Annotated in this window: 25 protein-coding genes; 6 read left to right on the top strand and 19 right to left on the bottom strand. The window is 56.4% G+C overall.

Annotated features, from left to right (window positions below; genetic code table 11):
* Positions 1-160: 160 nt before the first annotated feature.
* Entirely contained in the window at positions 161-1,072 is a 912-nt protein-coding gene (gene mak / locus RTM06_RS15250) for a fructokinase (RefSeq protein WP_312183299.1), read from the bottom strand.
* A gap of 145 nt (positions 1,073-1,217) precedes the next feature.
* Between mak and rdgC the strand changes: the two genes are divergently transcribed.
* A complete protein-coding gene (rdgC, locus tag RTM06_RS15245) occupies positions 1,218-2,129 on the top strand; it encodes a recombination-associated protein RdgC (protein ID WP_312183298.1) in 912 nt (303 codons plus the stop codon).
* Positions 2,130-2,258: 129 nt separating this feature from the next.
* Here rdgC and ppnP read toward each other — a convergent pair whose 3' ends face one another.
* The 5 genes from ppnP to RTM06_RS15220 form a co-directional block, all read right to left on the bottom strand.
* A complete protein-coding gene (gene ppnP, locus RTM06_RS15240; protein ID WP_008106067.1) occupies positions 2,259-2,543 on the bottom strand; it encodes a pyrimidine/purine nucleoside phosphorylase in 285 nt (94 codons plus the stop codon).
* A gap of 104 nt (positions 2,544-2,647) precedes the next feature.
* Positions 2,648-3,325 (bottom strand): AroM family protein, encoded by a 678-nt coding sequence (locus RTM06_RS15235; RefSeq protein WP_312183316.1) that lies wholly within the window; start codon positions 3,323-3,325, stop codon positions 2,648-2,650.
* Between the two features lie 2 nt (positions 3,326-3,327).
* Positions 3,328-4,260 carry a DUF1177 domain-containing protein gene (locus tag RTM06_RS15230; RefSeq protein WP_312183296.1) on the bottom strand — a complete coding sequence of 311 codons (933 nt, stop codon included), beginning with the start codon at positions 4,258-4,260 and terminating at the stop codon, positions 3,328-3,330.
* 15 nt (positions 4,261-4,275) lie between these two features.
* On the bottom strand, positions 4,276-5,835 hold the full coding sequence (locus tag RTM06_RS15225; protein WP_265299835.1) for an OPT/YSL family transporter: 1,560 nt from the start codon (positions 5,833-5,835) through the stop codon (positions 4,276-4,278).
* Between the two features lie 189 nt (positions 5,836-6,024).
* Positions 6,025-6,777 (bottom strand): IclR family transcriptional regulator, encoded by a 753-nt coding sequence (locus tag RTM06_RS15220; protein WP_154191709.1) that lies wholly within the window; start codon positions 6,775-6,777, stop codon positions 6,025-6,027.
* 148 nt (positions 6,778-6,925) lie between these two features.
* Between RTM06_RS15220 and RTM06_RS15215 the strand changes: the two genes are divergently transcribed.
* Entirely contained in the window at positions 6,926-7,069 is a 144-nt protein-coding gene (locus RTM06_RS15215; protein WP_312183292.1) for a hypothetical protein, read from the top strand.
* A gap of 12 nt (positions 7,070-7,081) precedes the next feature.
* Here RTM06_RS15215 and RTM06_RS15210 read toward each other — a convergent pair whose 3' ends face one another.
* Positions 7,082-7,273 carry a YaiA family protein gene (locus RTM06_RS15210; protein WP_312183290.1) on the bottom strand — a complete coding sequence of 64 codons (192 nt, stop codon included), beginning with the start codon at positions 7,271-7,273 and terminating at the stop codon, positions 7,082-7,084.
* 108 nt (positions 7,274-7,381) lie between these two features.
* On the bottom strand, positions 7,382-7,906 hold the full coding sequence (gene aroL / locus RTM06_RS15205; protein WP_312183288.1) for a shikimate kinase AroL: 525 nt from the start codon (positions 7,904-7,906) through the stop codon (positions 7,382-7,384).
* A 283-nt stretch (positions 7,907-8,189) separates the two neighbouring features.
* Between aroL and RTM06_RS15200 the strand changes: the two genes are divergently transcribed.
* The gene (locus RTM06_RS15200) at positions 8,190-8,882 is read left to right on the top strand and encodes a DUF2076 domain-containing protein (protein ID WP_179451729.1); all 693 of its coding nucleotides are present in this window, start codon (positions 8,190-8,192) and stop codon (positions 8,880-8,882) included.
* Here RTM06_RS15200 and RTM06_RS15195 read toward each other — a convergent pair whose 3' ends face one another.
* On the bottom strand, positions 8,883-9,326 hold the full coding sequence (locus tag RTM06_RS15195; protein WP_312183285.1) for a YaiI/YqxD family protein: 444 nt from the start codon (positions 9,324-9,326) through the stop codon (positions 8,883-8,885).
* 147 nt (positions 9,327-9,473) lie between these two features.
* Between RTM06_RS15195 and proC the strand changes: the two genes are divergently transcribed.
* Positions 9,474-10,286 (top strand): pyrroline-5-carboxylate reductase, encoded by an 813-nt coding sequence (gene proC, locus RTM06_RS15190; protein WP_312183315.1) that lies wholly within the window; start codon positions 9,474-9,476, stop codon positions 10,284-10,286.
* A 143-nt stretch (positions 10,287-10,429) separates the two neighbouring features.
* On the opposite strand, the gene RTM06_RS15185 is transcribed toward proC, so the two are convergent.
* The 7 genes from RTM06_RS15185 to RTM06_RS15155 all read right to left on the bottom strand — a co-directional run bounded on the left by RTM06_RS15185 (position 10,430) and on the right by RTM06_RS15155 (position 16,946).
* Positions 10,430-11,959, bottom strand: coding sequence for an FAD-dependent oxidoreductase (locus RTM06_RS15185; RefSeq protein WP_312183283.1), 1,530 nt, complete (start codon positions 11,957-11,959; stop codon positions 10,430-10,432).
* A 125-nt stretch (positions 11,960-12,084) separates the two neighbouring features.
* Positions 12,085-13,254: an amidohydrolase family protein gene (locus tag RTM06_RS15180; protein ID WP_312183281.1), complete on the bottom strand. Its 1,170-nt coding sequence runs from the start codon at positions 13,252-13,254 to the stop codon at positions 12,085-12,087.
* Positions 13,247-14,020 (bottom strand): glucosamine-6-phosphate deaminase, encoded by a 774-nt coding sequence (locus RTM06_RS15175; protein WP_312183279.1) that lies wholly within the window; start codon positions 14,018-14,020, stop codon positions 13,247-13,249. Before RTM06_RS15175 ends, RTM06_RS15180 begins: the two co-directional genes overlap by 8 nt.
* Before the next feature lies 1 nt (position 14,021).
* A complete protein-coding gene (locus RTM06_RS15170; protein WP_312183277.1) occupies positions 14,022-15,545 on the bottom strand; it encodes a sodium:solute symporter family protein in 1,524 nt (507 codons plus the stop codon).
* A 285-nt stretch (positions 15,546-15,830) separates the two neighbouring features.
* The gene (locus RTM06_RS15165) at positions 15,831-16,133 is read right to left on the bottom strand and encodes a PsiF family protein (RefSeq protein WP_008106038.1); all 303 of its coding nucleotides are present in this window, start codon (positions 16,131-16,133) and stop codon (positions 15,831-15,833) included.
* A 102-nt stretch (positions 16,134-16,235) separates the two neighbouring features.
* Entirely contained in the window at positions 16,236-16,490 is a 255-nt protein-coding gene (gene iraP, locus RTM06_RS15160) for an anti-adapter protein IraP (protein ID WP_256695747.1), read from the bottom strand.
* 312 nt (positions 16,491-16,802) lie between these two features.
* Positions 16,803-16,946 (bottom strand): hypothetical protein, encoded by a 144-nt coding sequence (locus RTM06_RS15155; RefSeq protein WP_008106033.1) that lies wholly within the window; start codon positions 16,944-16,946, stop codon positions 16,803-16,805.
* A 253-nt stretch (positions 16,947-17,199) separates the two neighbouring features.
* Between RTM06_RS15155 and RTM06_RS15150 the strand changes: the two genes are divergently transcribed.
* Positions 17,200-20,280, top strand: a complete 3,081-nt coding sequence (locus tag RTM06_RS15150) for a beta-galactosidase (RefSeq protein WP_312183273.1) — start codon at positions 17,200-17,202, stop codon at positions 20,278-20,280.
* Here RTM06_RS15150 and RTM06_RS15145 read toward each other — a convergent pair.
* Entirely contained in the window at positions 20,219-21,523 is a 1,305-nt protein-coding gene (locus RTM06_RS15145) for a multidrug efflux MFS transporter (protein ID WP_293791637.1), read from the bottom strand. The genes RTM06_RS15150 and RTM06_RS15145 overlap by 62 nt on opposite strands.
* 392 nt (positions 21,524-21,915) lie before the next feature.
* Here RTM06_RS15145 and RTM06_RS15140 point away from each other — a divergent pair, with 392 nt between their 5' ends.
* The gene (locus tag RTM06_RS15140; protein ID WP_008106027.1) at positions 21,916-22,167 is read left to right on the top strand and encodes a biofilm development regulator YmgB/AriR family protein; all 252 of its coding nucleotides are present in this window, start codon (positions 21,916-21,918) and stop codon (positions 22,165-22,167) included.
* A gap of 12 nt (positions 22,168-22,179) precedes the next feature.
* Here RTM06_RS15140 and RTM06_RS15135 read toward each other — a convergent pair whose 3' ends face one another.
* Positions 22,180-22,497, bottom strand: coding sequence for a hypothetical protein (locus RTM06_RS15135; protein WP_154191695.1), 318 nt, complete (start codon positions 22,495-22,497; stop codon positions 22,180-22,182).
* 171 nt (positions 22,498-22,668) lie between these two features.
* A complete protein-coding gene (locus tag RTM06_RS15130; RefSeq protein ID WP_265299862.1) occupies positions 22,669-22,968 on the bottom strand; it encodes an I78 family peptidase inhibitor in 300 nt (99 codons plus the stop codon).
* Between the last annotated feature and the right edge of the window lie 357 nt (positions 22,969-23,325).

The raw sequence follows: 23,325 nt of genomic DNA, 5'->3' as shown, positions 1-23,325 counted from the left end.
GTCCCCCATCCCGGCCTTCCCCCGTAAACGGGGGAAGGAGACGCCGCCACATGCAGCTTCATCACTGACATGTGGCAGCATCTTCCTCCCCCATTTATGGGGGAGGACCGAGGAGGGGGACAGCAGGCACAAACCGAGGAGGGGGACAGCGAGCCCCAAACTACACCTCAACCGGCCACAACCACGCTGCCCCACGCACGCCGCTCGAATCCCCGTGCACCGCCTTTAGCACCGGTGTTTCACACTCGCGGCCAAACACCCACTGCTTCATCAGCGCCGGCACGGTTTGATACAGGCGATCGTTATTACTCATGCCGCCGCCCAGCACAATCACATCGGGATCCAGCAGATTCACTACCTGCGCCAGCGATTTCGCCAGACGCATTTCGTAGCGATTCATCGCCAGCTCCGCCACCGGATCCTGCTGCTCAATCAGCTTGATGATCTCCGCGCCTTTCAGCGCTTTACCGCTCAGACGCTGATAATCGATTGCAAAACCGGTACCCGATACAAAGGTCTCAATACAGCCCTGCAAGCCACAATAACAGGGCACTTCCGCGCGATGGCGCAGTTCATCTTCGTCCATCCACGGCAGCGGATTGTGGCCCCACTCACCGGCATTGCCGTTACCACCAATGCGCGACTCACCGCCAATCGCTACGCCCGCGCCCGATCCGGTGCCGATAATCACCGCAAACACCAGCGGCTGACCCGCGCCCGCGCCATCTACCGCTTCGGAAACCGCCAGACAATTCGCGTCATTGGCAATGCGCACGTCACGATTCAGCGCCTGCGCTAAATCCTTATCCAGCGGCTGACCGTTCAGCCAGGTGGAGTTGGCGTTTTTCACCCGCTGCGTATAGGGCGAAATCGTGCCGGGAATACCGATGCCGACCGTGCCCTGCTGCCCGGTTTTCTCCTCTGCCAGCAGCACTAAATCGACAATCGCCTGAACCGTGGCAGCGTAGTCGTCACGCGGCGTGTTAACGCGATGACGAAACAGCTCCTGACCCTGATCAGACAGTGCAATCACTTCAATTTTGGTACCGCCTAAATCAATCCCGATGCGCACGATTTATTCCTCATTATTCGTTCTGGTGACAAATACAGTAGAAGGCTGAATCGGGAAAGGCAATGAAACCAATCCGATGTTTCGCTATCATGCGCGCTGACTTTGAGACTTGTGCGCCCGATCGCACCCACGGTAAGGAATTCCGATGTTGTGGTTTAAAAATATGATGGTTTATCGTCTGAATCGTGACATTCCGCTGTCCGCAGACGATCTGGAAAAGCAGCTCGACGCCTTCACCTTTTCGCCGTGCGGCAGTCAGGATATGGCGAAAACCGGCTGGGTCTCACCGATGGGCAACCGCAGTGAAGCGCTGACGCATGAAATCAACGGTCAGATGGTGATTTGCGCGCGCACCGAGCAGAAAATTCTGCCGTCGCCGGTGGTGAAGCAGGCGCTGGAAGCCAAAATCGACAAGCTGGAAGCGGAACAGAGCCGCAAGCTGAAGAAGACTGAGAAAGACTCGCTGAAAGATGAAGTGCTGCACAGCCTGCTGCCGCGCGCGTTTAGCCGTTTCAGCCAGACGTATATGTGGATCGACACCGTTAACAACCTGATCATCGTCGATTGCGCCAGCGCCAAGAAGGCCGAAGATACGCTGGCGCTGTTGCGTAAAAGCCTCGGTTCGCTGCCGGTAGTTCCGTTAACGCTGGAGAATCCGATCGAGCTGACGCTGACCGAATGGGTGCGCTCAGGTGAACTGCCAGCCGGTTTTGCCCTGATGGATGAAGCTGAGCTGAAAGCGATGCTGGAAGATGGCGGCGTGATCCGCTGCAAGAAGCAGGATCTGATTTCTGACGAGATCGCCACGCACATTGAAGCCGGTAAAGTGGTCACCAAACTGGCGCTCGACTGGCAGGAACGCATTCAGTTCGTCATCGCCGATGATGCTTCAGTGAAGCGTTTGAAGTTTAGCGACACGCTGCGTGAGCAGAATGATGACATCGACCGCGATGATTTCGCCCAGCGTTTCGATGCCGATTTCCTTCTGATGACCAGCGAACTGGCTGCGTTGATCAGCAATTTAGTAGAAGCGTTGGGCGGCGAAGCGAAGCGTTAATCCCCCTCGAACCTGGTCGTCATGAATGGCGACCCTACGACAAACCTGCATGGATTTTCGTAGGGTGAGCAATAAAAAACCTGCGCTTCAAACAGAAGTCGCAGGTTTAAGATGTTCTACAGGTTGAGTTTAGAGGTAGCGGCACAGATAAGACGAAGGCTCGGCCACCTGCAGATGGAATTCGCTCTGGCCTGGCACGCTGAACACGGCGCCAGCTTCGTACCATTTCCACTCGGTTTCACCCGGCAGCAGCACTTTCAGCGCGCCGCTTACTACCGTCATCTCTTCCGGTTGGTTGGTGCCGAAGGTGTATTCACCTTCCGCCATCACGCCAACGCTGGCACGGCCAATGGTCACGCTGTCGAAACCAATGGATTTCACTTTTCCGTCGAAATACTCACTTGTATTGAGCATATTACTTCCTCACAGCACATTATCGTGACTGGCAGATTACTAAGGAACTCGCTGATCTGTCACGCGAATTAGCGCCACAGATCGCAACTTGTGATCTCTCCGCATTAGACGATCAATTCTGCCGCCAGCTTGGCGACCAGCACGTTCGACAGCAGGACCGGAATGCCCAGCATTTTCTGCAGGAAATCACGGTGCTTCTGGTGATAGCCGATGCAATCCAGTACCACCACATCCGCGCCCTGCTCCTGCAGCGACAATCCCGCTTCCACCAAATCGGCCTGCTCCGCCAGATACGGGCTGGCGACGGCAAAGCACGGCGGCGTATCCAGATTGCGCCACTTGTTGGCCTGTTCGGCAATCTGCTCTGTCACCGGCACCACAATGCCAACTTTATGTTGTTGCACAATCGCGCGCACCAGCGGCGGGATGATGCGATCTGGCTCCAGCAGCAAGGCAGATTGCGTTTTCAGCGTGCCAAATTCGCCGGTGCACAGCAGCAGAATGGTGTCGTAGCCCTGCTCTTCCAGCGCGTTGATCTTACGTTGCAGTCCCTGCTCCACTTTGGGTCCCGACAGGCGCACCTGCTCGCCGCTGATCATGCGCGACACCAGCACCTTTTCGCCCGGCGCGGGCGCATACTGCTGCTCGACGTCGGTCAGCGTCAAACCGTCGAGTAAACCGGCATGCGACACCTGATCGGCAGGCAGATGTTCCAGCAGCAACGGCAGAATGTCGCTGCGCGGTGATTGACCAATCGTCAGTGTGACCAGGGAGATAGTCATCATCAGGCTTTCCGGTTGCGCAGATGGCTGAGACTACCATACAAAGAGAGCAGCAGAGCGTACTCTTGCGCGTCGTAGAAGTGACAGGTTTCACGCCCGAACTCTTTCGCCACTTCCACCGCAAACTTCACCGCTAAGGCGATATCCACTTCGTGGCTCGCGCCGGTGCCGCAGCCCGGCACCACCGATTCGGCGCAGATCGCCACGCCGACCACCGGCACATCCGTCGCGGTGGAAGGCTGCAAAATACTGTTGAGGTGATAAACCCCGTTGCCGTATGGCGTGATGTCCTGCGTGGTGATCGGGAAGGTGACCGCCGGTTTGCCGCTGGTCATCTCCATGATGCGCAGCAGATCTTCTGACACGCGCAGGATGTAACCCTCTTTCACCGTCGGCGACAGCGCGTAGCCTTTGTGATTGAGAATGCGGTTACCTTTGGTGGTATCGATCGACAGAATCGCATCGACGCCCGGAATCACTTCGTTGTCATTCATGGTGATGTCGTCGCACGGCGAATCCATGAAATCGACCGGTTCGTGCGGACGGGTTGGCGCATCCGGGCAGATGTGGGTCGTGATGATCACATCACCGGCCAGCACGTCGCCTTTGGTTTGCATCTGCGCCAGCTTCAGCGCACTGCTCACCGCCGCGACTGCGCCATCGGCGTCTGACACCATCCCAATACGCGTTGGACGCGCACCGATACCGCCGAGACGCCCAATGATGCCCAGCGTTGGTGCGTTGCCGCCGTTGCTTTTGCCCTGCGCGCCGGGAATGTCGATGCGGACGAAATCGGTCCGCCCTTTGGGCCCGCTGACGCGTTTCGTGCTGGCGGTGACGCCCGGATAGCACGCGAACAGATCAACCACCTGTTGGCCATCAATGTAGGCGCTATCGAGTAACTCAAAGACCTGCAGTGTCTGCTGTAAACTCATAATAAATTCCCTGGATTATTTTTTAGTGCCGCTGGCAAAAAGTGAATGGAAGAAGCTGTAGAGCGCGTCGCCCGCGATAAATCCAGCGGCCATCACCTCCATCGGTGAACGTCCACGCTCGCCCCACACGCGCAGGATGATAATGCGCAGCGCGATGCCCACCATCACCGCCCAACCCGCAGCGGCGTTGTTGATCAATAAACCGGTCGCCAGCAACACACCAAGCTGACGCTTCGGTCCGCCGATCAACTGAATGATGGCGCCCGGAATCGCCCACATCAGCAGATTTCCAGCAATACCCGGCTCGGCTCCGGCCTGAATGGTTTTGGCATAGACGCGCGCCACCGGCGGCAGCAGATTCTCGGCAAAGAAAATCGTGTGCGCGTACCACACCACGGGAATACAGATCACAAAGGCGATCATCGCGGCGATCAGCTGAATGCGGCGGCCCCACAGCTCTTGCTGCACATCGGCACCGTTGCCGCGCAGGATAAAGCCGGCTTTCAGGTCATAACCCATATCGGCAAACGCCGGACCGGTGGCGGCAGTAAAGCCGCACAGCAGGCACAACGCCAGCGGCGGGAAGCCGAGCAGAATGCCGAGAATCAAAGTAATCAGCGCCACCGCAAAGGCCGGGAACCAACCGGAGTGCATCGCGGCGATACCAACAATCAGTTCATGCACGAAAGCAGCAAAGGCGGCGTAGAGGATAAACAGCACCAGCATCGGCAGGCCCATCTGGCTCCACAAGCCGCCCGCCAGCGCCAGCAGCGTAGAGATAACGATGTAACCGACGGTGCCGAAACCCAGCGACCGTTTCACTTCGCTGTCGCTACGGCTGACGTTGACCTGATCATTGCGGCGGCTGCGAATCACCTGCACCACCTGAATCAACGCCACCAAACCGGCACCGACCATCACGCCGTGCGGAATATAGAGCGCGTTGATATCGATACCAGCAACCGGTTGCGCATAAGCACGCAGCAGGAAACCAATACCGAGCATGCTCAGCGCCCAGATATTGCCGATAAACGCGGTACCAAATGCCGACATGGGGATCTTCAGCATCGAACCGACGATGCCGCCAACAATGCCCACCACCAGCAACCATGCCTGACGACCGCCTTTATCACCGGCTTTGATCGCTTCGGCTGCTGCCACACCCGGCGGCCAGGCATTGCTGGCCGGGAAGACGCGCGTATCAAACAGGCGATAGAGTAAATAAGCATCGAGCAGCATCGCCGCGCTGACGCCGACAAACAGCGGCAGCACCAGCTGCGGCTCGCCCAGCGCCCACGGCACCGCGATGGGCATCAACAGGCTGTTGGCGGCACCAAAGGTGGCAGAAGAGATGGCGGTTTGCGCAAGGTTTTGGACTTCAATGGAGCGATAGCGACGAAACCATTGCAGTGGAATACGCGCCAGCAACATGGCAAACAGCGCGCCGATAATAGAGGTATTGGGTGTTACCCCAATAGTGGTAATAAGCTGAACCCCAATGATGGCGCCTGCAACGGACAGCAGAACCAGCATTAAGGCAACGCCAACACTTTTTATTGGATTATTTTGACGCATAAGATCCCCGTATTTTCACCCTGTAGAAAACGCGTTAATTCGCAGCGCCCGACACGCGGGACATCAACGTTTTTATATTAATCGTTCCCTGATTATTGAAATAAGCAGGTCCGAAGACCTGCTATTTCCCTGGTGTGGCGCGAATAAACGCCTTCAAAACTTAAAATAGGGTTTCCTGTTCAGACAGGATTATGCGCCGTACTTTTCGGCCATCAGTGCAGCCGTTGCGCGTAGTTCGCTGAGCAGCATCTCCGGATAACCGGGCGCCGCTTCTTGCGATAAAAACGAGAGACAAAGCGCGGCACTTTCACCGCGATGTTTATTGGTTACCGCAACCGCTAACGAGCTGATGCCTGGCAGCGTCTCATTGCGCGCCAGTGCCCAGCCTTGCTGGCGAATCACAGCTAACTCCTGGCATAAGGCATCCACGCTCAGCGGCGAATTCATCGAAGCCGCCTGCCAGTTGCTGGCAAAACGATCGCGGACTTCTTCATCACTGAGCTGCGCCAGCAGCACGCGTCCGGTCGAGGTGCCGGTTAATGAAACGCGCGTGCCCGGCGGCGTCACCAGTTGGGTGAAGAAACGGCCGTGATACATGCGCATCACCAGCACATCATCGCCATCCAGCACCGAGATATAGCCCATGCAGCCGCTGCTGGCGGCCAGACGCGCCATCGGCGCCGACGCGCTATCCACCAGCGGTGTCGACAGATAGTGACCTGCCACCGACAGCAGCACACGACCAATCTGGAAGCAGCGGCTTTCGGTGTCACGCTCAAGTAAGCCTTCACTTTCCATGGTTGCCAGCAGGCGCGATACCGTACTTTTCGGCAACCCCAACGCATCCACCACCTCGGTAAAGGTTAAGCCGGGATGGCCCTGCGTCACGCCAAATCGCTGAAACAGCTTCAGTACGGCGGAGGCATTTTCGAGTGTGGTCATGGTGTCGGTTTCACTATATGGAACTGAGTTCCTCTATCAATAACCAGAAAATAAAGCGCTGCGCTTTTGCGGTCAAGCGCAAATTTTAAGCCGGACGTTTCTGAGGGAATTTAAGGCAGCATAAAATAAGGTTTAAATAGGGAATCAGATGACGATATCAGGCGAGTTAAATATTCAGCAGGAAGGCGTGCAGTTTAATTGGCGGATGAACGATATTTCGCAGGAATTAAAAAAGCATTTAGCGACGGAAAATAACAAATTGAGTGCTGGCATCCTTGCCAGCCGACATTAATCTTTTTCGATATCAATCTTTACCAGCATCTTCATAACGCTCTTTTGCGTCCAAAGCTTCAGATTCAGATTTATGTTCGCTAATTAACGTATCGGGTTTGGGATGGTCGGCGCGTAATTCATACCAGGTGACGGTTTGATCCGCCGAACCTTTTTCAACGGCGACAATACGCGCGACGCGCGGATAGGGTGGTTTAGTTGGCATCGTTTTCCCTCTTCTATCAGTTGTCCACAGACAGCGGTGATCCTCTGCCTAACGCTAAGTATAGACAACGGAGGATCGCTGCAAAAAAACAGAGAGAAATCTGAGTATTTAGCTGGCGCGCGCCAGTGATAGCGATTGCAGAATGTGCTCAACCACGCGATCGGGCGATTGCATCGCGTTGACTTCATGATGCGCGGTTTGACGATACAGATGGGCACGCTCACGCAGGATATCGCCCATCTCTTCGGCAATCGGGCGGCCGGTTAATGTAGGACGCTGCGCTGCTTCCGGCTGATGTTCCAGACGATCGGCCAGCACTTCCGAGGGCGCATTCAGCCAAATCACCTGACCGTGTTCGCGCATAAAGCGACAATTCACTTCAGCCAGCACCATGCCGCCGCCGGTAGCGATGACCGTATTCGGCACGGTGACCGCACGCAGCGATTCCGTTTCGCGGGCGCGGAAACTATCCCACCCTTCAGACGCCACAATCTCCGCCACGCTGCGTTGCGTAGTGAGTTGCAGATAGTGATCGGTATCGTTAAAGGCATAGCCCAGCGCTTGTGACAGCGCCTTGCCAACAGTGGTTTTACCGCAACCGCGTGCGCCGATCAGATAGATGGGTAATGACATCCGGGCTCATCCTCCGCCGTAATGTGCCGCGCGGGCAACGTCATCAGGTCAATAATGCGTCGCATAATACCTGGATTTTATTTTATCAGCCACCCGCGAGGCACGATTTACGCGTATTTCAGTCACATCTTAAGCTAGCCGTTTGAAAAACCAGCGAAAAACAATGCATGAATCGTGCATCGGGCCAAATGTAACAGCGGCCAACATTTCCTTACCAGGCCGCTGATTTACTTTCTCAAGTCGCGCCCTCATATATGAGGCATACCTTAAAGGAGGGTTCCCCATGCAAAGCGAAGAACAACAACTCATTGAAAATCTGTTCAGCCGACTGAAACAGGCTGAGACGCAAAGCGGCCCGCGTGATGCTGGCGCAGAGCAGTTAATCAAACAGCATTTACAAAATCAGCCTGGCGCGCCTTACTACATGTCGCAGGCGATCCTGATTCAGGAAGCGGCGTTGAAAAAACTCAACGCGCAGGTTACGGATCTGGAAAATCGTCTGGCGCAGGCGCAGCAGCAACAGGCTCCGCAGCAGAGCAGCGGCGGCTTTCTCTCCAGCCTGTTTGGCGGCGGATCGCGCCCGGCAGCGCAACAGCAACCAGCGTGGGGGAATCCACCGCCGCAGCCGCAACAGCAGTATGCGCCACCACCACAGCAGCAATATGCCGCACCGGCGGCACGCGGCACTGGCTTCCTCGGCGGCGCGTTGCAAACGGCCGTTGGCGTGGCGGGCGGCGTGGTGATGGCGGATATGCTGACCAGCATGTTCCACCATTCACAGCCGGAAGAGATCGTTAACATCATCAACGAACCGGCGTTGCCGCAGGTGGATAACAGCCTCGATACCTTTAACGGCAACGACAGCAACAACGCGTTCCTCAACAACGATAATTCGGGTTGGGATAACAACGTTGCGGATAACAATGATTTCGGCGATTTTGGCGGCGACTACGATGACGATGACAGCTTCGTCTGATTAGCGCTGACGTAACCACTTATCGAGTTCGTTAGCAAACAGTTGGCGGTCGCGTTGGCTTAAGGTCGATGGTCCGCCACTCTGAATTCCGCTGGCGCGCATCGTCTCCATGAAGTCACGCATGGTTAAGCGCTGACGAATGGTATCTGTCGAGTAACGTTCTCCGCGCGGATTCAACGCCGCAGCGCCCTTCTCCAGCACTTCCGCCGCCAGCGGAATATCGCCGGTGATCACCAACTCGCCGGGCTGCACCCGTTTCACAATCTCGTTATCCGCCACGTCGAACCCCGTTGCGACCTGCAGCGTTTTCAGCCACGGCGACGGCGGCACGCGCAGCGGCTGGTTGGCGACAAAGGTCACGGTAATTTTGGCGCGCTCGGCCGCGCGGTACAGCACTTCTTTGATGACATTGGGACAGGCATCCGCATCAACCCAAATCGACATGATGAATCCTTCTTAACCGGCAATGAGGCTGATCTTGCCGTGCTGCGGCAGAATCGCAACTGTTTTTGCTGGCCGCCCGCCTTGTTATTAATCCCTGCTGACGTAAGCTTACCCCCACAGAAAATGAACCACTTAGAGGATAAAGCGATGCTGGAGAAGAAAATCGGGTTTGTCGGCTGCGGCAATATGGCGAAAGCCATTATTAGCGGACTGGTCAACAGCGGGCAGATCGCCCCCGCCAATATCTGGGTATTTGACCGCAAGCCCGCCACCAATCAGGCGATGGCGCAGCAATATGGCGTTACCGCCGCAGAGAGTGTGGAAAGTCTGGCGCGCGAAGTGGATATCCTGTTTGGCGCGGTGAAACCCAATGTGATTCTCAAAGTGCTGAAAGATCTTGCCGGCCAGCTGAAGAAAGATGTGCTGGTGGTCTCGATTGCGGCCGGCGTAACGCTGGATTCTCTGGCGTCGGTGCTCGGCCACGATCGCAAAATCATCCGCGTGATGCCCAACACGCCCTCGCTGGTGAACGAAGGCATGACCTCCGTGACGCCAAACGTGCTGGTGGAAGCGCATGAAGTGGATGAAGTGGTGGGCATTTTCGAAAGCTTCGGCAAAGCGGCGGTGGTGAATGAATACCTGATTCACGCGGTGGTCGGCGTCAGCGGTTCCGCGCCAGCGTATGTGTTTATGTTTATCGAAGCGATGGCCGATGCCGCGGTGCTCGGCGGCATGCCGCGTGCGCTGGCGTATCAGTTCGCGGCGCAGGCGGTCAAAGGCTCGGCGCAGATGGTGCTGGAAACCGGCAAGCATCCGGGCGAGCTGAAGGATATGGTGTGCTCGCCAGGCGGCACCACCATTGAAGCGGTGAAAGTGCTGGAAGAGAAAGGCTTCCGTGCGGCGGTGATGAACGCGATGCAGCAGTGTATGGCGAAGTCAGAGGCGTTGAGTAAGCAGTGATCGGTGCGGCTTGCCCCTCACCCTAACCCTCTCCCGCAAGCGGGAGGGGGTACCAATAGAGCATATGGCAGCATCTCCCAAGCGGGAGAAGGAATTGATCGTGCGTCTCCCTCTCCCTGTGGGAGAGGGCCGGGGTGAGGGCATCAGGCCGCAGAGTACGCCTCATATAACGCAATACCCTGCGCCAGCGTCATGGGCTGCTGCATCTCCTGCACCAGCGCTGCCGTCAGCGTATACAGCCCGGCAGAACACACCGCCGCAATCATCCCTTCCTGACAATAGAAAGCGATAAACTGCTTATTCTGCAGCGATCCCAGCAGCCGGTAATCATCCCACTCTTCCGCATGCCCCAAATACTCATAACGCGTCCCGTAATGCGCGGTCCAGAAGAACGGCACGCGGTCATACAGAATCTGTTTTCCTAACATATTCAGCGCCGCAATGCGCCCTTGCTGATGCGCCACGCGATAGTGCTCAATACGTTGTGGGCCCTGCACCGACGGATAACTGGCGATATCGCCGGCCACCCAGATGTTATCGGCTACGCGCAGCTGGCTGTCGGTGAGCAAACTGCCATCCTCTTCCAGCGGCAGATCGTGGATGAATGTTGTCGCCGGCACCACGCCTGTACCAAACAGCACCACACTGGCATCGACTTTTTTGCCACTCTTCAGGCGCACGGCATTTACTTTGCCCTCGCCTTCCAGCGCCACCGGATCGCCTTCGACAAACTTCACGCCGTTACTGCGATGCAGATCGTAAAAATGGCGGCCAATCTCTTCGCCAAACTGTTGAGCAAACGGCAGCGGATGGCGCGCAATCACCGTGACATCAACATCACGATTACGCAGCGATCCCGCCATCTCCATGCCAATAAAGCTGTTGCCGATAATCACCAGCTGCTCAGTTTTATCGACCTCTTTGAGTAGTTCATCGGCCTGATTAAGCGAGCGCAGCAGATGCACGCCGTTGAGATCTTTACCCGGTATATCCAGCGCTTGCGGCACGCTACCGCTGGCAATCAGCAGTTGGTCAAACTTCACCTGCTGGCCGCCTTTGAGGATCAGCGTTTGCTCAAGCGCTTTGAGCTGCTCGACATCGCCTTGAATCCGCTCCACCGTGCCCAGCACATCCTGCTTCAGCAGCTTCGGTACGTCTTCAATCGCCATTTTGCCTGACGGCACAAATTTGCTCAGCGCGGTGCGATCGTAAGGCGCAGCCGATTCCCGCTCAATCAGCACGATGTGCCCGCTAAAACCTGCATCGCGTAGCGTCCAGATCGCCGCGCTGCCCGCCGCGCCAGAACCCAGAATCACGCAAACCGGCGTCTCGTCTTGTGCAGAAGGCGCACTGGCGGCCGACATCGCCTGCGGGCTAACCAGCACTTTGCCTTGTTCGATGCGCACCGGATAACGCTTGAGATTGGCCAGCGCCAGCGGCTCGCACATCTGCCCATCCTGCAGCTGAAATACCGCTTTGTGCCACGGACAGATCAGCTTGTCGCCACACACCGCGCCCTGCTCTAACGGCGCACCGGCGTGCGGACATTTGGCCTGAAACGCCTGCACAATTTCATCATCACGAATTAACACCACATCGGTGTCGCCGACGGTAAATTTGGTGGGTTTGCGCTGCGCCAGCGACTTGAGTTCTACGACAGTTTGATAGCTCACGTTAGGCCTCCTTTCTTCTGGTTTTTGATGTAAACAGCAAATCCCTACAAAGAGTAAGCCTGGCAAAGCATGGTGATTTGTCCGCAACAACAAAGCGCAGCGAGAGGTAAGTCGTTGTTTAATGGCTAAAGATAATCTGCGTTTTCACTCCACACTGCAGCGCCTTGCTTCACACAACTGCGTAATGCCACGCTGCCATCCGGCTGAGCAGCAAGCAGCAACACATCGGCGGGTGCGCCGCAGGCTAAACCTTGCTGCTGCGGCAGATTGAGCTGGCGGGCCGGTCGTATGGAAGCCATCTCGATTGCCTGCGCCAGCGTCGCCAATTGCTGACGCAACAGGAAATTCACGCCATCAAGTAAACCCCGCGCCGATCCCGCCAGCAGTTGCGGTGCATCGGCGATGCTCAGGCGTCCGCTGGCGCTGAGCTGCACGCGGCCACCAATCGCCGTGTCATAGATGCCCGGCGGCTGCCCAGCAAAAGAAGTGACGTCACTGACCAGCAGCGCCTGCTCGCCTTTGGCACGCAGGAACACTTTCAGCACGTCCGCCGGCAGGTGATCGCCATCGGCAATCAAGGTAGCCGTCAGCGCATCTTCAGCCAGCTGCTGCCAGATGTAATTGGGGTGGCGCGGCAGTTGCAGATGCGCGCCGTTGCCGAGATGGGTGGAGAGCGTGGCACCCGCGTCAACCGCCGCATGAATTTGCTGTGGCGTGGCGGAAGTGTGCCCAATGGCGACGCGCACCTGCTGCGCCACACAATGCTTGATCAGCGCATCGCTGTGCGGCCATTCCGGTGACAGCGTCAATAGGCGAATATGCTGCTGCGCTGCGTGCTGCCAGCTGTCGAACAGCGCGATATCCGGTGCGCGAATCGCTTCACGCGGATGCGCACCGCGCGGCCCATCTTCAGGCGACAAAAACGGTCCTTCCAGATGAAAACCGGGTACGGCGCGCGCCACGTCAGGATGATGCTGGCAGGCGCTGGCGAGTCGCTGCATCGCCTGCGCAATCTCCTCCGGCATGGCGGTGATCACCGTCGGCAGAAAGCTGGTGACGCCCTGCTGCCACAGCGCGCGCGTGGCGTGCAGCACATCCTCTTCGCTGAAGGGAAAGTGGTTGAAATCGACGCCCTGAAAGCCGTTGACCTGCAGATCGACCAAGCCCGGTGCGAGGATAATCTCCTCTTCCAGCTCGCTTAGCGCGCGCACATCGATGATGATGCCGTGCTCAATCTCCAGCTCAATCGGTTGCAACGTACGGTAATCGCGGCCGCGCAAAATGAGGTTAGTCAAACATCACCTCCGGGCAAGCATCGCTGTCGGTATAGAGCGTGCAGTTGGCATGCTGGCGCAGACACGTCGCCGGACAGGCGCTGGAGATCGCATCCTCAAGCGTTGCCCGCACCGCCGCGCGTTTAGTGGCGCCCGGCACCATGCAGAACAGTCGCGCGCCACTCATTAATGCGGGAATCGTTAGCGTCACGGCATGTGTCGGCACCGCAGCGAAAGTGGCGAAACAGCCATCGTTGACCTGCTGCTGGCGGCAGGCATCATCCAGTTGCACTACTTTCACAGTGCAAGGATCGCTGAAGTCGGCCACTGGCGGATCGTTGAAGGCTAAATGGCCGTTCTCGCCAATACCGAGGCACACCACATCAATCGGTGCGGCATTAAGTTTTTTAGCGTAATCCGCACAAATTTCTGCAGAATCGCCGCAAGAGGGGATCAGATGAACTTCGCCGGGCTGCACCACATCAAAAAGTTTCTGGCGTAAAAAGTGGCTAAAACGCTGCGGCGCATGCTCATCCAGCCCGATGTACTCATCCATATGGAAGGCGTGAATGCGCGACCAGTCGATATCCTTTGCCGCCACCAGCGCGGCGAGAAACTCGTTTTGCGAGGGCGCGGCGGCAAACACCATGCGCACCACAAGCTGTTCACTCAGCCGTTGACGCAGAAACGCAGCCACATCCTGCGCCGCATCCGCACCTAATGCTGCGCGGCTGGCAAAACGTTTGATATGTAAGCGATCTCGGGTTCCCTGTTGTAGTAGCGTCATGTTATCCCTCCTGAGAGACGTTGCTTTTTTGCGCCCAGCGTTGTGCGGCGGGCGTATCCTGATCCTGATTGAGTGCATTGAGCAGCTGATCCACTTCCGGACGCACCGGCGCGCGGCGCAACCAGCCCATCACCACAAACAGCACCAGTGAAGACATCACCGGCGCGGCCACCACGGTGGCGGTGCTGACATCGGTAAAGATAAATTTCACGCAGAAGAAAGTGCCGACGCCAATCGCCCAACTCACCAGTGCGGCGGCGCTGCCGCTGCGACGAAACGCCGGCAGCAAACCCAGCAGCATGGGAATGGAGATCGGACCGACTAAGCCGCCAAACCAGATGATCAGCAGCGACAGCACGCCGCCGAAGTGGCTGGCGTTCATGGCAATCACCAGCGTGGTGATAATGAAGAGAAAAGCGGTGAGCCGCGCCACCAGCAGCGAGCTTTTACCGCGCTGAAAGCGTTTCGGTAGCATGCCGGGCAGGATATCGCGCGTCACCACGGCAGTAATGGCGTTGGCATCCGAAGAGGTCATCGACAGCGTGTGAGTAAACATCGCCACCAGCACCAAACCGACCAAGCCATTCGGCAGCAATTCCATCGCCATCATCGAATAGGATCGCGACGGATCGCTGAGATTTGGGAACAAAAGCGGCGCCGCCCACATTGGCCAGAACAGAATCAGCGGCCAGATCAGATAGAGCGCGGCAGAGAGGCGCGCCGCTTTGCGCGCATCGCGTCCAGCGGGCGCGGCAATAAAGCGCTGAGCCAGATTCCAGGTGCCGCCGTTGTAGCTCAGCGTGTAGATGACAAAATAAGCGAGAATAAAGCCGATGCTGTACGGCTCCTGAATGATCTGCGTGTGGGTTGACGGCAGCTTCTGCCAGATGGTGAACAGCTCAGCAAAACCGCCGAGATGCACCGCCACGGCGACCACCATCACAATCGCGGCGACAAACTGCACCACGAACTGACCGAAGTCGTTGCAGGCATCGGCCCACAATCCGCCCATCACGGTGTAAAACAAACTCAGCGCGCCGGAAACACAGATGCCAATCAGCGGATCGAGTCCGGTGAAAACGTTAATAATCACCGCAATCGCCGCCCACTTTGCGCCGACGTCAAAGGTTTTTAGCAGCACCCCGCTCCACGCCAGCACCATTTGCGTGGGCAGGTTGTAGCGCGTGGCGAGATATTCCATTGGCGATTCGATGTTCATGTAGATGCGCAAGCGCGCCCAGCGCGGCGCGAACAGGCGAGAACCGATCAACACCGCGATAGCGATGGGAAACGCCCACCAAAAGTAGATGGTGATGCCCATGTTGTAGGCCACCGCCGCATAGGCGACAAACACCGCCGCGCTGTAGCCCGACATATGATGCGACACGCCCGACAGCCACCACGGCATTTTGCCGCCGGCGGCAAAGAAATCACGCGTGCTGCCCACCTTGCGCATCGCCCATAAGGTTATAGCCACAATCATCAGCACATAAAGCGCCATCACAGCATAATCAAGCACATTCATAGCAGGCTCCACGGGTAAAGGCTGCCCAACGAACGGTCCGGCTTCGCGGGGATTAGGCGTTCAGAATAATTAGTCATCGATTAGGACTAAAACATCCTGGCAGCGTTATCGGCGCAATTTTGTGATGAGGATCCTGATATGAGTTTTTCCTCTGACGTGATAAGTGAAATTGAATACCACTGCGCTGCAGCTTACAGCAATAAAAAAGGGTTCACGCCAAACATGAACCCTTATTACTTTTCACGCAGATTAGATTTAATAAAACGGAGCTAACCGTTAATTAAATCAGCTTTTCTTCAGGCACGAACTCATAAACGTTTTACGTGCATCGCCGGTGAGCTTTTTATCGCCCGCATCAGCATTACAGGTTTTCATCTTCATTTGTTGCGGCGTCATATTGCCCATTTTGCTGTCTTTTTTCAGACAGTCACTCATAAAGCTTTTACGCGCATCGCCTTTCAGATTTTGTGTACCGGCGCTCTGGTTACACATGGTCATTTTTTCCTGCTGTGCAGTTTTCTCAGCCGCACTTGCTCCGCCTGCAATCAGCAAGCCTGCTGTCATTATTGCCAAAAGACACGATTTCATTACCGGATTCTCCATAGCATTATTGCCACCTAAGCATGGCACGGAATAAGCAAATACGAGAAATCGATAATGACATTCACCTGAAAAAACAGGCGATAGCCGTTAAACGCGGGGATGATGCAGCAACTTCTCTACGTAATTACGCAGCAGGGTGGTATCGGGCGTTTCAGCAGCGGGGGCGACGGGCGGCATGGCTAATTTAATAGCGGCCTCAATGTCGTGAAATTGTTCGGGATTCAGTTTACGCAGCATCGCGGTTAACACGATTTCTAACGCCTCAACCTGTACCACTAATTCTTTAGACTCTTCTTCTTTTTCAGCCAGCTTTAGAAGGAGTTCCGCAATCAGGTTTTTCATGCGACAAGCTCAATGAGAGAAGAAAAACAGACGTTATCATTGCGCTGAATAAAACAACAAGGATTTTTAAGGGTTTTCAGAAAAAAACAGCCAAACGGCAGAATAAAAAAACCGGCTAGATTTCAATATGTAATAGCGAAACGTTTCACCAGGCGTTTAAAGATTTATTGAAACGTTTCGCTAACCTATACCCTAAATAATTCGAGTTGCAGGAAGGCGGCAAGTGCAATCATCCTCAGGAGCTTACTTTAGTAAGTGACTGAAGGTGAATGCACGCAGCCAACGCACCTGCAGCTTGAAGTATGACGGGTATTAATGAGGCCCCATAAAGCCGCGTCCCGGACCGCCGCCACCATGACCGCCGCCCCAACCGCCGCCGCCCGGAGGGGGGAAAATACAACCGCTCAGCGCGGTGACCAGTGCCACAACTGCGGCGATTTTAATAATACGGACCATAATTACCTCGGAATGGTGAAATCGGGCTGAGTGTATGAGGCCGCATCAGGCGCGACAATACAGAATTCTCCGCAACACGGCGCTATTCATCTCTGCTCACCACGCTTAACAATTCACTGGCACTAAAGCGGCAAAAACATCACACAGGCGGCATCGATTGATGCCAACGCGCTACGCAAAATTGCTGTCGAACGCTTTACAGCCGGTGCAATTTCGCGCAATGTGAGCGCATTACAATAAATGAGATCTCATCATGAGCTTATCTGCTGTATCCCTGAGTGAAATTCTGGCGCGTCGTGACTGGGAAAACCCGGTGATCACCAGCCTTAATCGGCTGGATGCGCATCCGCCGTTTGCCAGCTGGCGCGATGAAACCAGCGCGCGCGACGATCGCCCTTCGCCTTCGCGCCAGTCATTAAATGGCCAATGGACTTTCAGCTACTTCACGCAGCCTGAAGCGGTACCGCAAAGCTGGCTGCTGCAGGATCTGCCCGGCGCCGATGCGCTACCGGTGCCCGCTAACTGGCAGCTGCACGGTTTTGACGCGCCGATTTATACCAACGTTCAGTATCCGATTCCGGTCACGCCGCCTTTGGTGCCGCAAGAGAATCCTACTGGATGTTACTCGCTCACATTTAAAGTTGATGCTAACTGGCTGCAACAGGGCCAGACGCGCATTATCTTCGATGGCGTGAATTCGGCCTTCTTCCTATGGTGTAACGGCCAGTGGATCGGCTATTCGCAGGACAGTCGCCTGCCCGCCGAATTTGACCTCAGCAACGCGCTGCAGCCCGGCCAGAACCGTTTAGCCGTGATGGTGCTGCGCTGGAGCGATGGCAGCTATCTGGAAGATCAGGATATGTGGCGCATGAGCGGCATCTTCCGCGATGTCAGCTTGCTGCACAAACCCGAGACGCAACTGGCCGATGTGCAGATTGAAACCGCACTGAGCCCGGAATACCTGCGCGGCGATCTGCGCGTTAGCGTCAAAATCCACGCTGGCGATCGTCAGCCCGCACAATGCCGCTTGCGCGTCAGCCTGTGGCGCGGCGACAGCTGCCTTGGCGAGCAGGAACAGGTGCCTGGCAGCGACATCATCGACGAGCGCGGACATTATCCTGAACGCGCCCTGCTGATCTTGCCGGTCAACCAGCCGCTGCTGTGGAGCGCCGAAACGCCACATCTCTATCGCGCGGTGGTGACGCTGCTGGATGAAAATGGCAAGGTGCTCGAAGCCGAAGCGTATGACGTTGGTTTCCGCCGCGTCAGCATTGAAAAAGGGCAACTGTGCCTGAACGGCAAGCCGCTGCTGATTCGCGGCGTGAACCGCCATGAACATCACCCGGAAAACGGTCAGGTGGTGGATGAAGCCAGCATGCGCCGCGACATCGAGCTGATGAAGCGCCACAACTTCAACGCCGTGCGCTGCGCGCACTACCCTAATCATCCGCTGTGGTATCGCCTGTGCGATCAATACGGTTTGTATGTAGTGGATGAAGCTAATATCGAAACGCACGGCATGCAGCCGATGAACCGTCTCTCCAACGACCCGCGCTGGTTCGCCGCCTACAGCGAGCGCGTCACGCGCATGGTGCAGCGCGATCGCAATCATGCCTGCATCATTATCTGGTCATTGGGCAACGAATCCGGTCACGGCAGCACCCATGATGCGCTCTATCAATGGGTGAAAAGCAGCGATCCAACGCGTCCGGTGCAGTACGAAGGCGGCGGCGCCAACACGGCCGCCACCGATATCGTCTGCCCGATGTACGCGCGCGTCGATCAGGATCAGCCTTTCCCGGCGGTACCCAAGTGGTCGCTGAAAAAGTGGATTGGTCTGCCGGGCGAAACGCGTCCACTGATCCTGTGCGAATACGCGCACGCGATGGGCAACAGCTTTGGCGGTTTCGCAAAATACTGGCAGGCGTTCCGCCAGTTCCCGCGCTTGCAGGGCGGCTTCGTCTGGGATTGGGTTGATCAAAGCCTGACGCGCTACGACGACAACGGCGAAGCCTGGCAAGCCTACGGCGGGGATTTTGGCGATACGCCGAACGATCGCCAGTTCTGCATGAACGGGCTGGTTTTTGCCGACCGCTCACCGCATCCGGCGCTATTTGAAGCCCAGCGCGCGCAGCAGTTCTTCCAGTTTCAGCGGGACGCTAACCAGCCGTATCGCTTTACCGTCAGCAGCGAATATCTGTTCCGCCGCAGCGATAACGAAGTGCTGCGCTGGTCGATTGAGCAGGATGGCGTTGCCATCGCCAGCGGAGAACTGCCGCTCGAACTCGCCGCACAAGGCAGCCAGACGTTTACGCTGCCGGCCAGTGACGATTTGCAGGGCAACGCATGGCTGAATCTCGCGGTGCATCAGGTCAACGCCACGCCGTGGTCCGAAGCGGATGCGCGCGTTGCCTGGGATCAGTGGCCGCTGCCCGCTGCGCTGCCGGTGCGCGTTGTAGAGAACGGTGCTACCGCGCCGGAACTGATCGCCAATCACGATCTGGTGGCGGTGGTGCTGCCGCAGCAGCGCTGGCACTTCTCGCGCCGCAGCGGCGAGATGGTGCAATGGTTTGTCGATGATGAAGAAACGCTGCTGACGCCATTGCAGGAGTGCTTTATTCGTGCACCGATTGATAATGATATCGGCACCAGCGAAGCCGCGAATGTTGATCCTAATGCGTGGGTCGAGCGCTGGAAACGTGCGGGTTACGATGAGTTGCAAGCGGTGTTGGTGGATATGCAGGTCGATAGCCTGAAACACAGCGTGCTGATTGAAACCTGGCATCAATGGCACGCCAACGGCCAACTGGCTTTTACCAGTCACAAACGCTATCAAATCAGCGCGAACGGTGAGTTGTCCATCAGCGTCAATGTGGAACAGGCCGCCGGTCTGCCGCCGCCGGCACGCATCGGGCTGCGCGGCCAACTGGTCAAGTCACCGCAGCAGGTGAGCTGGCTTGGTTTGGGCCCGCACGAGAACTATCCGGATCGCCAGCTGGCGGCGCAGTTCTCACGCTGGCAGCTGCCGCTGGCGGCACTCAGCACCGCGTATGTGTTCCCCGGTGAAAATGGCTTGCGCTGCGGCACGCGTCAGTTACAAAGCAATGGCTTGCAGGTCAGCGGCGACTTCGCCTTCTCGCTCAGTCGCTACAGCCTTGAACAGCTGCGTGAAACCTCGCATCGCCACTTACTGCAGCCAGAAGAGGGTTGCTGGCTGCACCTCGACGGCTTCCACATGGGCGTCGGCGGTGACGATTCATGGAGTCCAAGCGTTAGCCCGGAGTTTTTGCTTTCTCAGCAGCGCTGGCACTACGCGCTGATGTTGCGTCAGTAGGTTTTTCCACACTTTCACGCTGGCTCAAAGGGGGAGTCAGCGTGGTTTTCGGGCGACGATAGAAGCGGCGCAGGAAGATCACGTTGACCAACACCACCATCGCCGTGGCGAAGAACACCCAGCGATAGCCGGTTGCCGCCGATACCGCCGCGCCCAGCAGCGGTCCCGCCACATTCCCTAGGTACATAAACGATTGGTTGTAGCCGAAAATACGCCCGGTGACGTTATCGCGTGAATGCCGTACCAGCAGCGTTTGCACCGCCGGCATCATCGCGCCATCGGCAAATCCCAGCAGGAAACGCAGCACGCCCAACTGCGTCGCGCTGGTGACAAACGACATTGCCACCAGCAGCAGCAACGACACAATCATAGTGGCGATCAGAATGCGCTGCGTACCAATGCGATCGCCGAGTTTACCCAGCCGTGGCGCGGAGATCAGCGCCGATACGCCCGGCAACGCGGCAATCACCCCGCTGAGAAACGCGATGTTCTGCGCATTGGGTGCCAGCTCGCGCACAAACAGCGTCAGGATCGGATTCACCGAGCCGTTGCACATCTGAATCACCATGGTGGTGAAGAACAGGCAGATCATTAAGCGCGGATTGTCGAGGCTGCGAAACACTTCGCGCCCGCTCAACTTGTCCTGCTTGCTGACCGGCGTATAACCGGTCTCTTTTATCAGGAACAGGGTGACGAGGAAGCTCACCATCAGCAGCACCGCCGTGACGATAAACACCATGCGCAAGCCGAGCCAGTCCGCCAGCAAACCGCCAATCATCGGCCCGAGAATCACGCCGCTGATCTGCCCGGTGGAGACACAACTCAGCGCCCAGCCGCTGCGTTCGCGCGGTACCTGCGCCGCCACCAGCGCCATCGCATTGGGAATATAACCGGAAGTAAGGCCCATCAGCGCGCGCAGCAGCAACAGTTGCCACGCCTGAGTGACAAACGCCTGCAGCAGAATCACCGCGCCCATGCCGAACGAGGCGCGCAGCAGCATCAGCTTGCGCCCTTTACGGTCGGCCAAGCTGCCCCACAACGGCGCGACGGCGGCAGAGACAATGAAGGTGACGCTGAAGGTGAGTCCAGACCAGACGCTGAGCGCGTTACCGCCACGAATCCCGAGCTCTTCAACGTACAGCGGCAGGAAGGGAATGATCTGACTGATGGCGAGGCCGGTAAAAAAGCAGCCAAACCAGACGGATATCAGATTAACTTTCCAGGACTCGATGGAGCGTAACATGGGCGTGGGCATCAGAAGAATGAAACGAGGGTTCAGTCTAACAATCTCATAACATTACCGGACGGCAAAACATGGCATGGGCGAAAAAACGCAGTTTTACACTGTCGAGCGTGATTCTGCTCACAGCAAATCATGTCTGAGGGCCGTTTTTTAGTGTCTTTATGTGCTGAAACAATGCCTGCCGCAAGATAAGCGCATCGCGACTGCAGGCAAACGTGAAAAAATATGTCTACACGTTACTGACATTATTCAACACCGCATCTATGTTTAAAAAACCACCAGTCTTCACTGGCGACGCGCTGTCTGTTCTGGACAGTCCGCATGATTAACCTTTATTTCCCCATGCTGCCATTATCCGGCGGTGGGCATCGTTGTCTCTGCGGAGGTCAGCTATGAGAACCCAGCCAAACAGCGCCAGTCGGGCGATTACCGACTATTTCAATAGCCCAGCCTGGCATGCACCGCATGAGAGCGACATGTTGGCGGCGATCATGCGCGAACTGATGGATGACGGACAGCCTGCCACCAGCAAAGCGATTATTGCGCGCGTGATTGATAAGCTGGAATTTGAAGGGGATGAACAGCAGCTGCAAAGCTATCGCAATTTACTGGCAAAACTGCTGGAATCGGGGCCGCAGAACTAGCGGCCCACGCCCTTATTTTACTGTACGCAGATGATCGGCTTCGCTGACAAACGCCTTACCGCTCTGACGCTGGTACAGGCAGAGTTCGCGCCCGACCTGATTTTTCATGTGCTTTTGCGGATAGCGACCTTCCAGCAGCAGCGCATCAAAGCCCACGCTGTCATCATACTGGATCGGCTTACCGACCACTTTCACTGACTTCAGGCCGCTGGCCTTGAGACAGCTTTGCTGCATGTTCTTGTCGTTTTGCTGCCACGCCGCTTCGCTCGATGCCTGCGCCAGCGGGCTTAACATCAGCGTTAACAGCAGCAGTTTTGCACTCTTTTTCATCATCGCTCCTCTATCAGCCTTACAGGCCGAAAGATAAAAAAATTCCCGCCGAAGCGGGAAGAAATAAGACGAGCATTGCATATTCGAGAGTGACGAGGAAATCTCCGTAGTGCGCAGTTATCCTCGCCCGGCGCTGTGACAGCCAGATGACAATGCAATGTCGTTTTGGTGTTATCCGCAGTACACCCGGGAAATCTTACCGCTTTGATCTGCCGCGAAATTCACCCGACGCAGATTGAAATCCATCGTTACCGCTGAATTCCACGGAATGGCACGCACCGGCACCGCGAAGCGTTTGCTATCGAGCGTTGATAATGGCTGACCAACGTAGTTTTGATATTGCGATGCGCCGCACTGATCGGTTTCCGGATCGTGGCTGGCAGCAGCGCTGCTGTCAGGTTTGCTGGCGGACTGGCAGGCGCTGAGGGCAAATAAGGCCGTTACCAGTAGCGCTTTTCCATAATGGGTCACAAGTTTCTCCTCCTGGATTAATAGACAACCGTTTTTTGAGAGTAGCAAAGCGTGACCGTGAAGCGGAAATATTTACAGCAGATTGGTCGCGTAAATTCGCTTTTAAGCACGATCTTCCTCTCAAAAGTTAGGATTAATCGCACGCACTGTCTAAACATCACGCGTCGGAACACTACAATTAACTAAGAATTTTCTTAGTTAGGAGGCGTTATGGAACTGGTGATTTTTGTTGGCTTCGCGGCGCTGATGACGTTTGTTGCGATCAGAGTGCGTTAAGCGGTTTCACACGAGGGTCGCCATACATGGCGACCCTTATATCTCGATCATTCTCCTCCGGGTGCTATGATCCCCGACTGA

This window comes from Pantoea sp. CTOTU46764, from assembly GCF_031974595.1.
Taxonomy (GTDB): Bacteria; Pseudomonadota; Gammaproteobacteria; order Enterobacterales; family Enterobacteriaceae; genus Pantoea; species Pantoea trifolii.
Note: the sequence above shows the minus strand (reverse complement) of the source record. Positions and strands in the feature narration are given on the sequence as shown.

Coding starts and splice junctions, on each gene's coding strand:
- rdgC (WP_312183298.1), top strand. CDS start 1,218: ATGTTGTGGTTTAAAAATATGATGGTTTATCGTCTGAATCGTGACATT.
- ppnP (WP_008106067.1), bottom strand. CDS start 2,543: ATGCTCAATACAAGTGAGTATTTCGACGGAAAAGTGAAATCCATTGGT.
- RTM06_RS15235 (WP_312183316.1), bottom strand. CDS start 3,325: ATGACTATCTCCCTGGTCACACTGACGATTGGTCAATCACCGCGCAGC.
- RTM06_RS15230 (WP_312183296.1), bottom strand. CDS start 4,260: ATGAGTTTACAGCAGACACTGCAGGTCTTTGAGTTACTCGATAGCGCC.
- RTM06_RS15225 (WP_265299835.1), bottom strand. CDS start 5,835: ATGCGTCAAAATAATCCAATAAAAAGTGTTGGCGTTGCCTTAATGCTG.
- RTM06_RS15220 (WP_154191709.1), bottom strand. CDS start 6,777: ATGACCACACTCGAAAATGCCTCCGCCGTACTGAAGCTGTTTCAGCGA.
- RTM06_RS15215 (WP_312183292.1), top strand. CDS start 6,926: ATGACGATATCAGGCGAGTTAAATATTCAGCAGGAAGGCGTGCAGTTT.
- RTM06_RS15210 (WP_312183290.1), bottom strand. CDS start 7,273: ATGCCAACTAAACCACCCTATCCGCGCGTCGCGCGTATTGTCGCCGTT.
- aroL (WP_312183288.1), bottom strand. CDS start 7,906: ATGTCATTACCCATCTATCTGATCGGCGCACGCGGTTGCGGTAAAACC.
- RTM06_RS15200 (WP_179451729.1), top strand. CDS start 8,190: ATGCAAAGCGAAGAACAACAACTCATTGAAAATCTGTTCAGCCGACTG.
- RTM06_RS15195 (WP_312183285.1), bottom strand. CDS start 9,326: ATGTCGATTTGGGTTGATGCGGATGCCTGTCCCAATGTCATCAAAGAA.
- proC (WP_312183315.1), top strand. CDS start 9,474: ATGCTGGAGAAGAAAATCGGGTTTGTCGGCTGCGGCAATATGGCGAAA.
- RTM06_RS15175 (WP_312183279.1), bottom strand. CDS start 14,020: ATGACGCTACTACAACAGGGAACCCGAGATCGCTTACATATCAAACGT.
- RTM06_RS15170 (WP_312183277.1), bottom strand. CDS start 15,545: ATGAATGTGCTTGATTATGCTGTGATGGCGCTTTATGTGCTGATGATT.
- RTM06_RS15165 (WP_008106038.1), bottom strand. CDS start 16,133: ATGAAATCGTGTCTTTTGGCAATAATGACAGCAGGCTTGCTGATTGCA.
- iraP (WP_256695747.1), bottom strand. CDS start 16,490: ATGAAAAACCTGATTGCGGAACTCCTTCTAAAGCTGGCTGAAAAAGAA.
- RTM06_RS15155 (WP_008106033.1), bottom strand. CDS start 16,946: ATGGTCCGTATTATTAAAATCGCCGCAGTTGTGGCACTGGTCACCGCG.
- RTM06_RS15150 (WP_312183273.1), top strand. CDS start 17,200: ATGAGCTTATCTGCTGTATCCCTGAGTGAAATTCTGGCGCGTCGTGAC.
- RTM06_RS15145 (WP_293791637.1), bottom strand. CDS start 21,523: ATGTTACGCTCCATCGAGTCCTGGAAAGTTAATCTGATATCCGTCTGG.
- RTM06_RS15140 (WP_008106027.1), top strand. CDS start 21,916: ATGAGAACCCAGCCAAACAGCGCCAGTCGGGCGATTACCGACTATTTC.
- RTM06_RS15135 (WP_154191695.1), bottom strand. CDS start 22,497: ATGAAAAAGAGTGCAAAACTGCTGCTGTTAACGCTGATGTTAAGCCCG.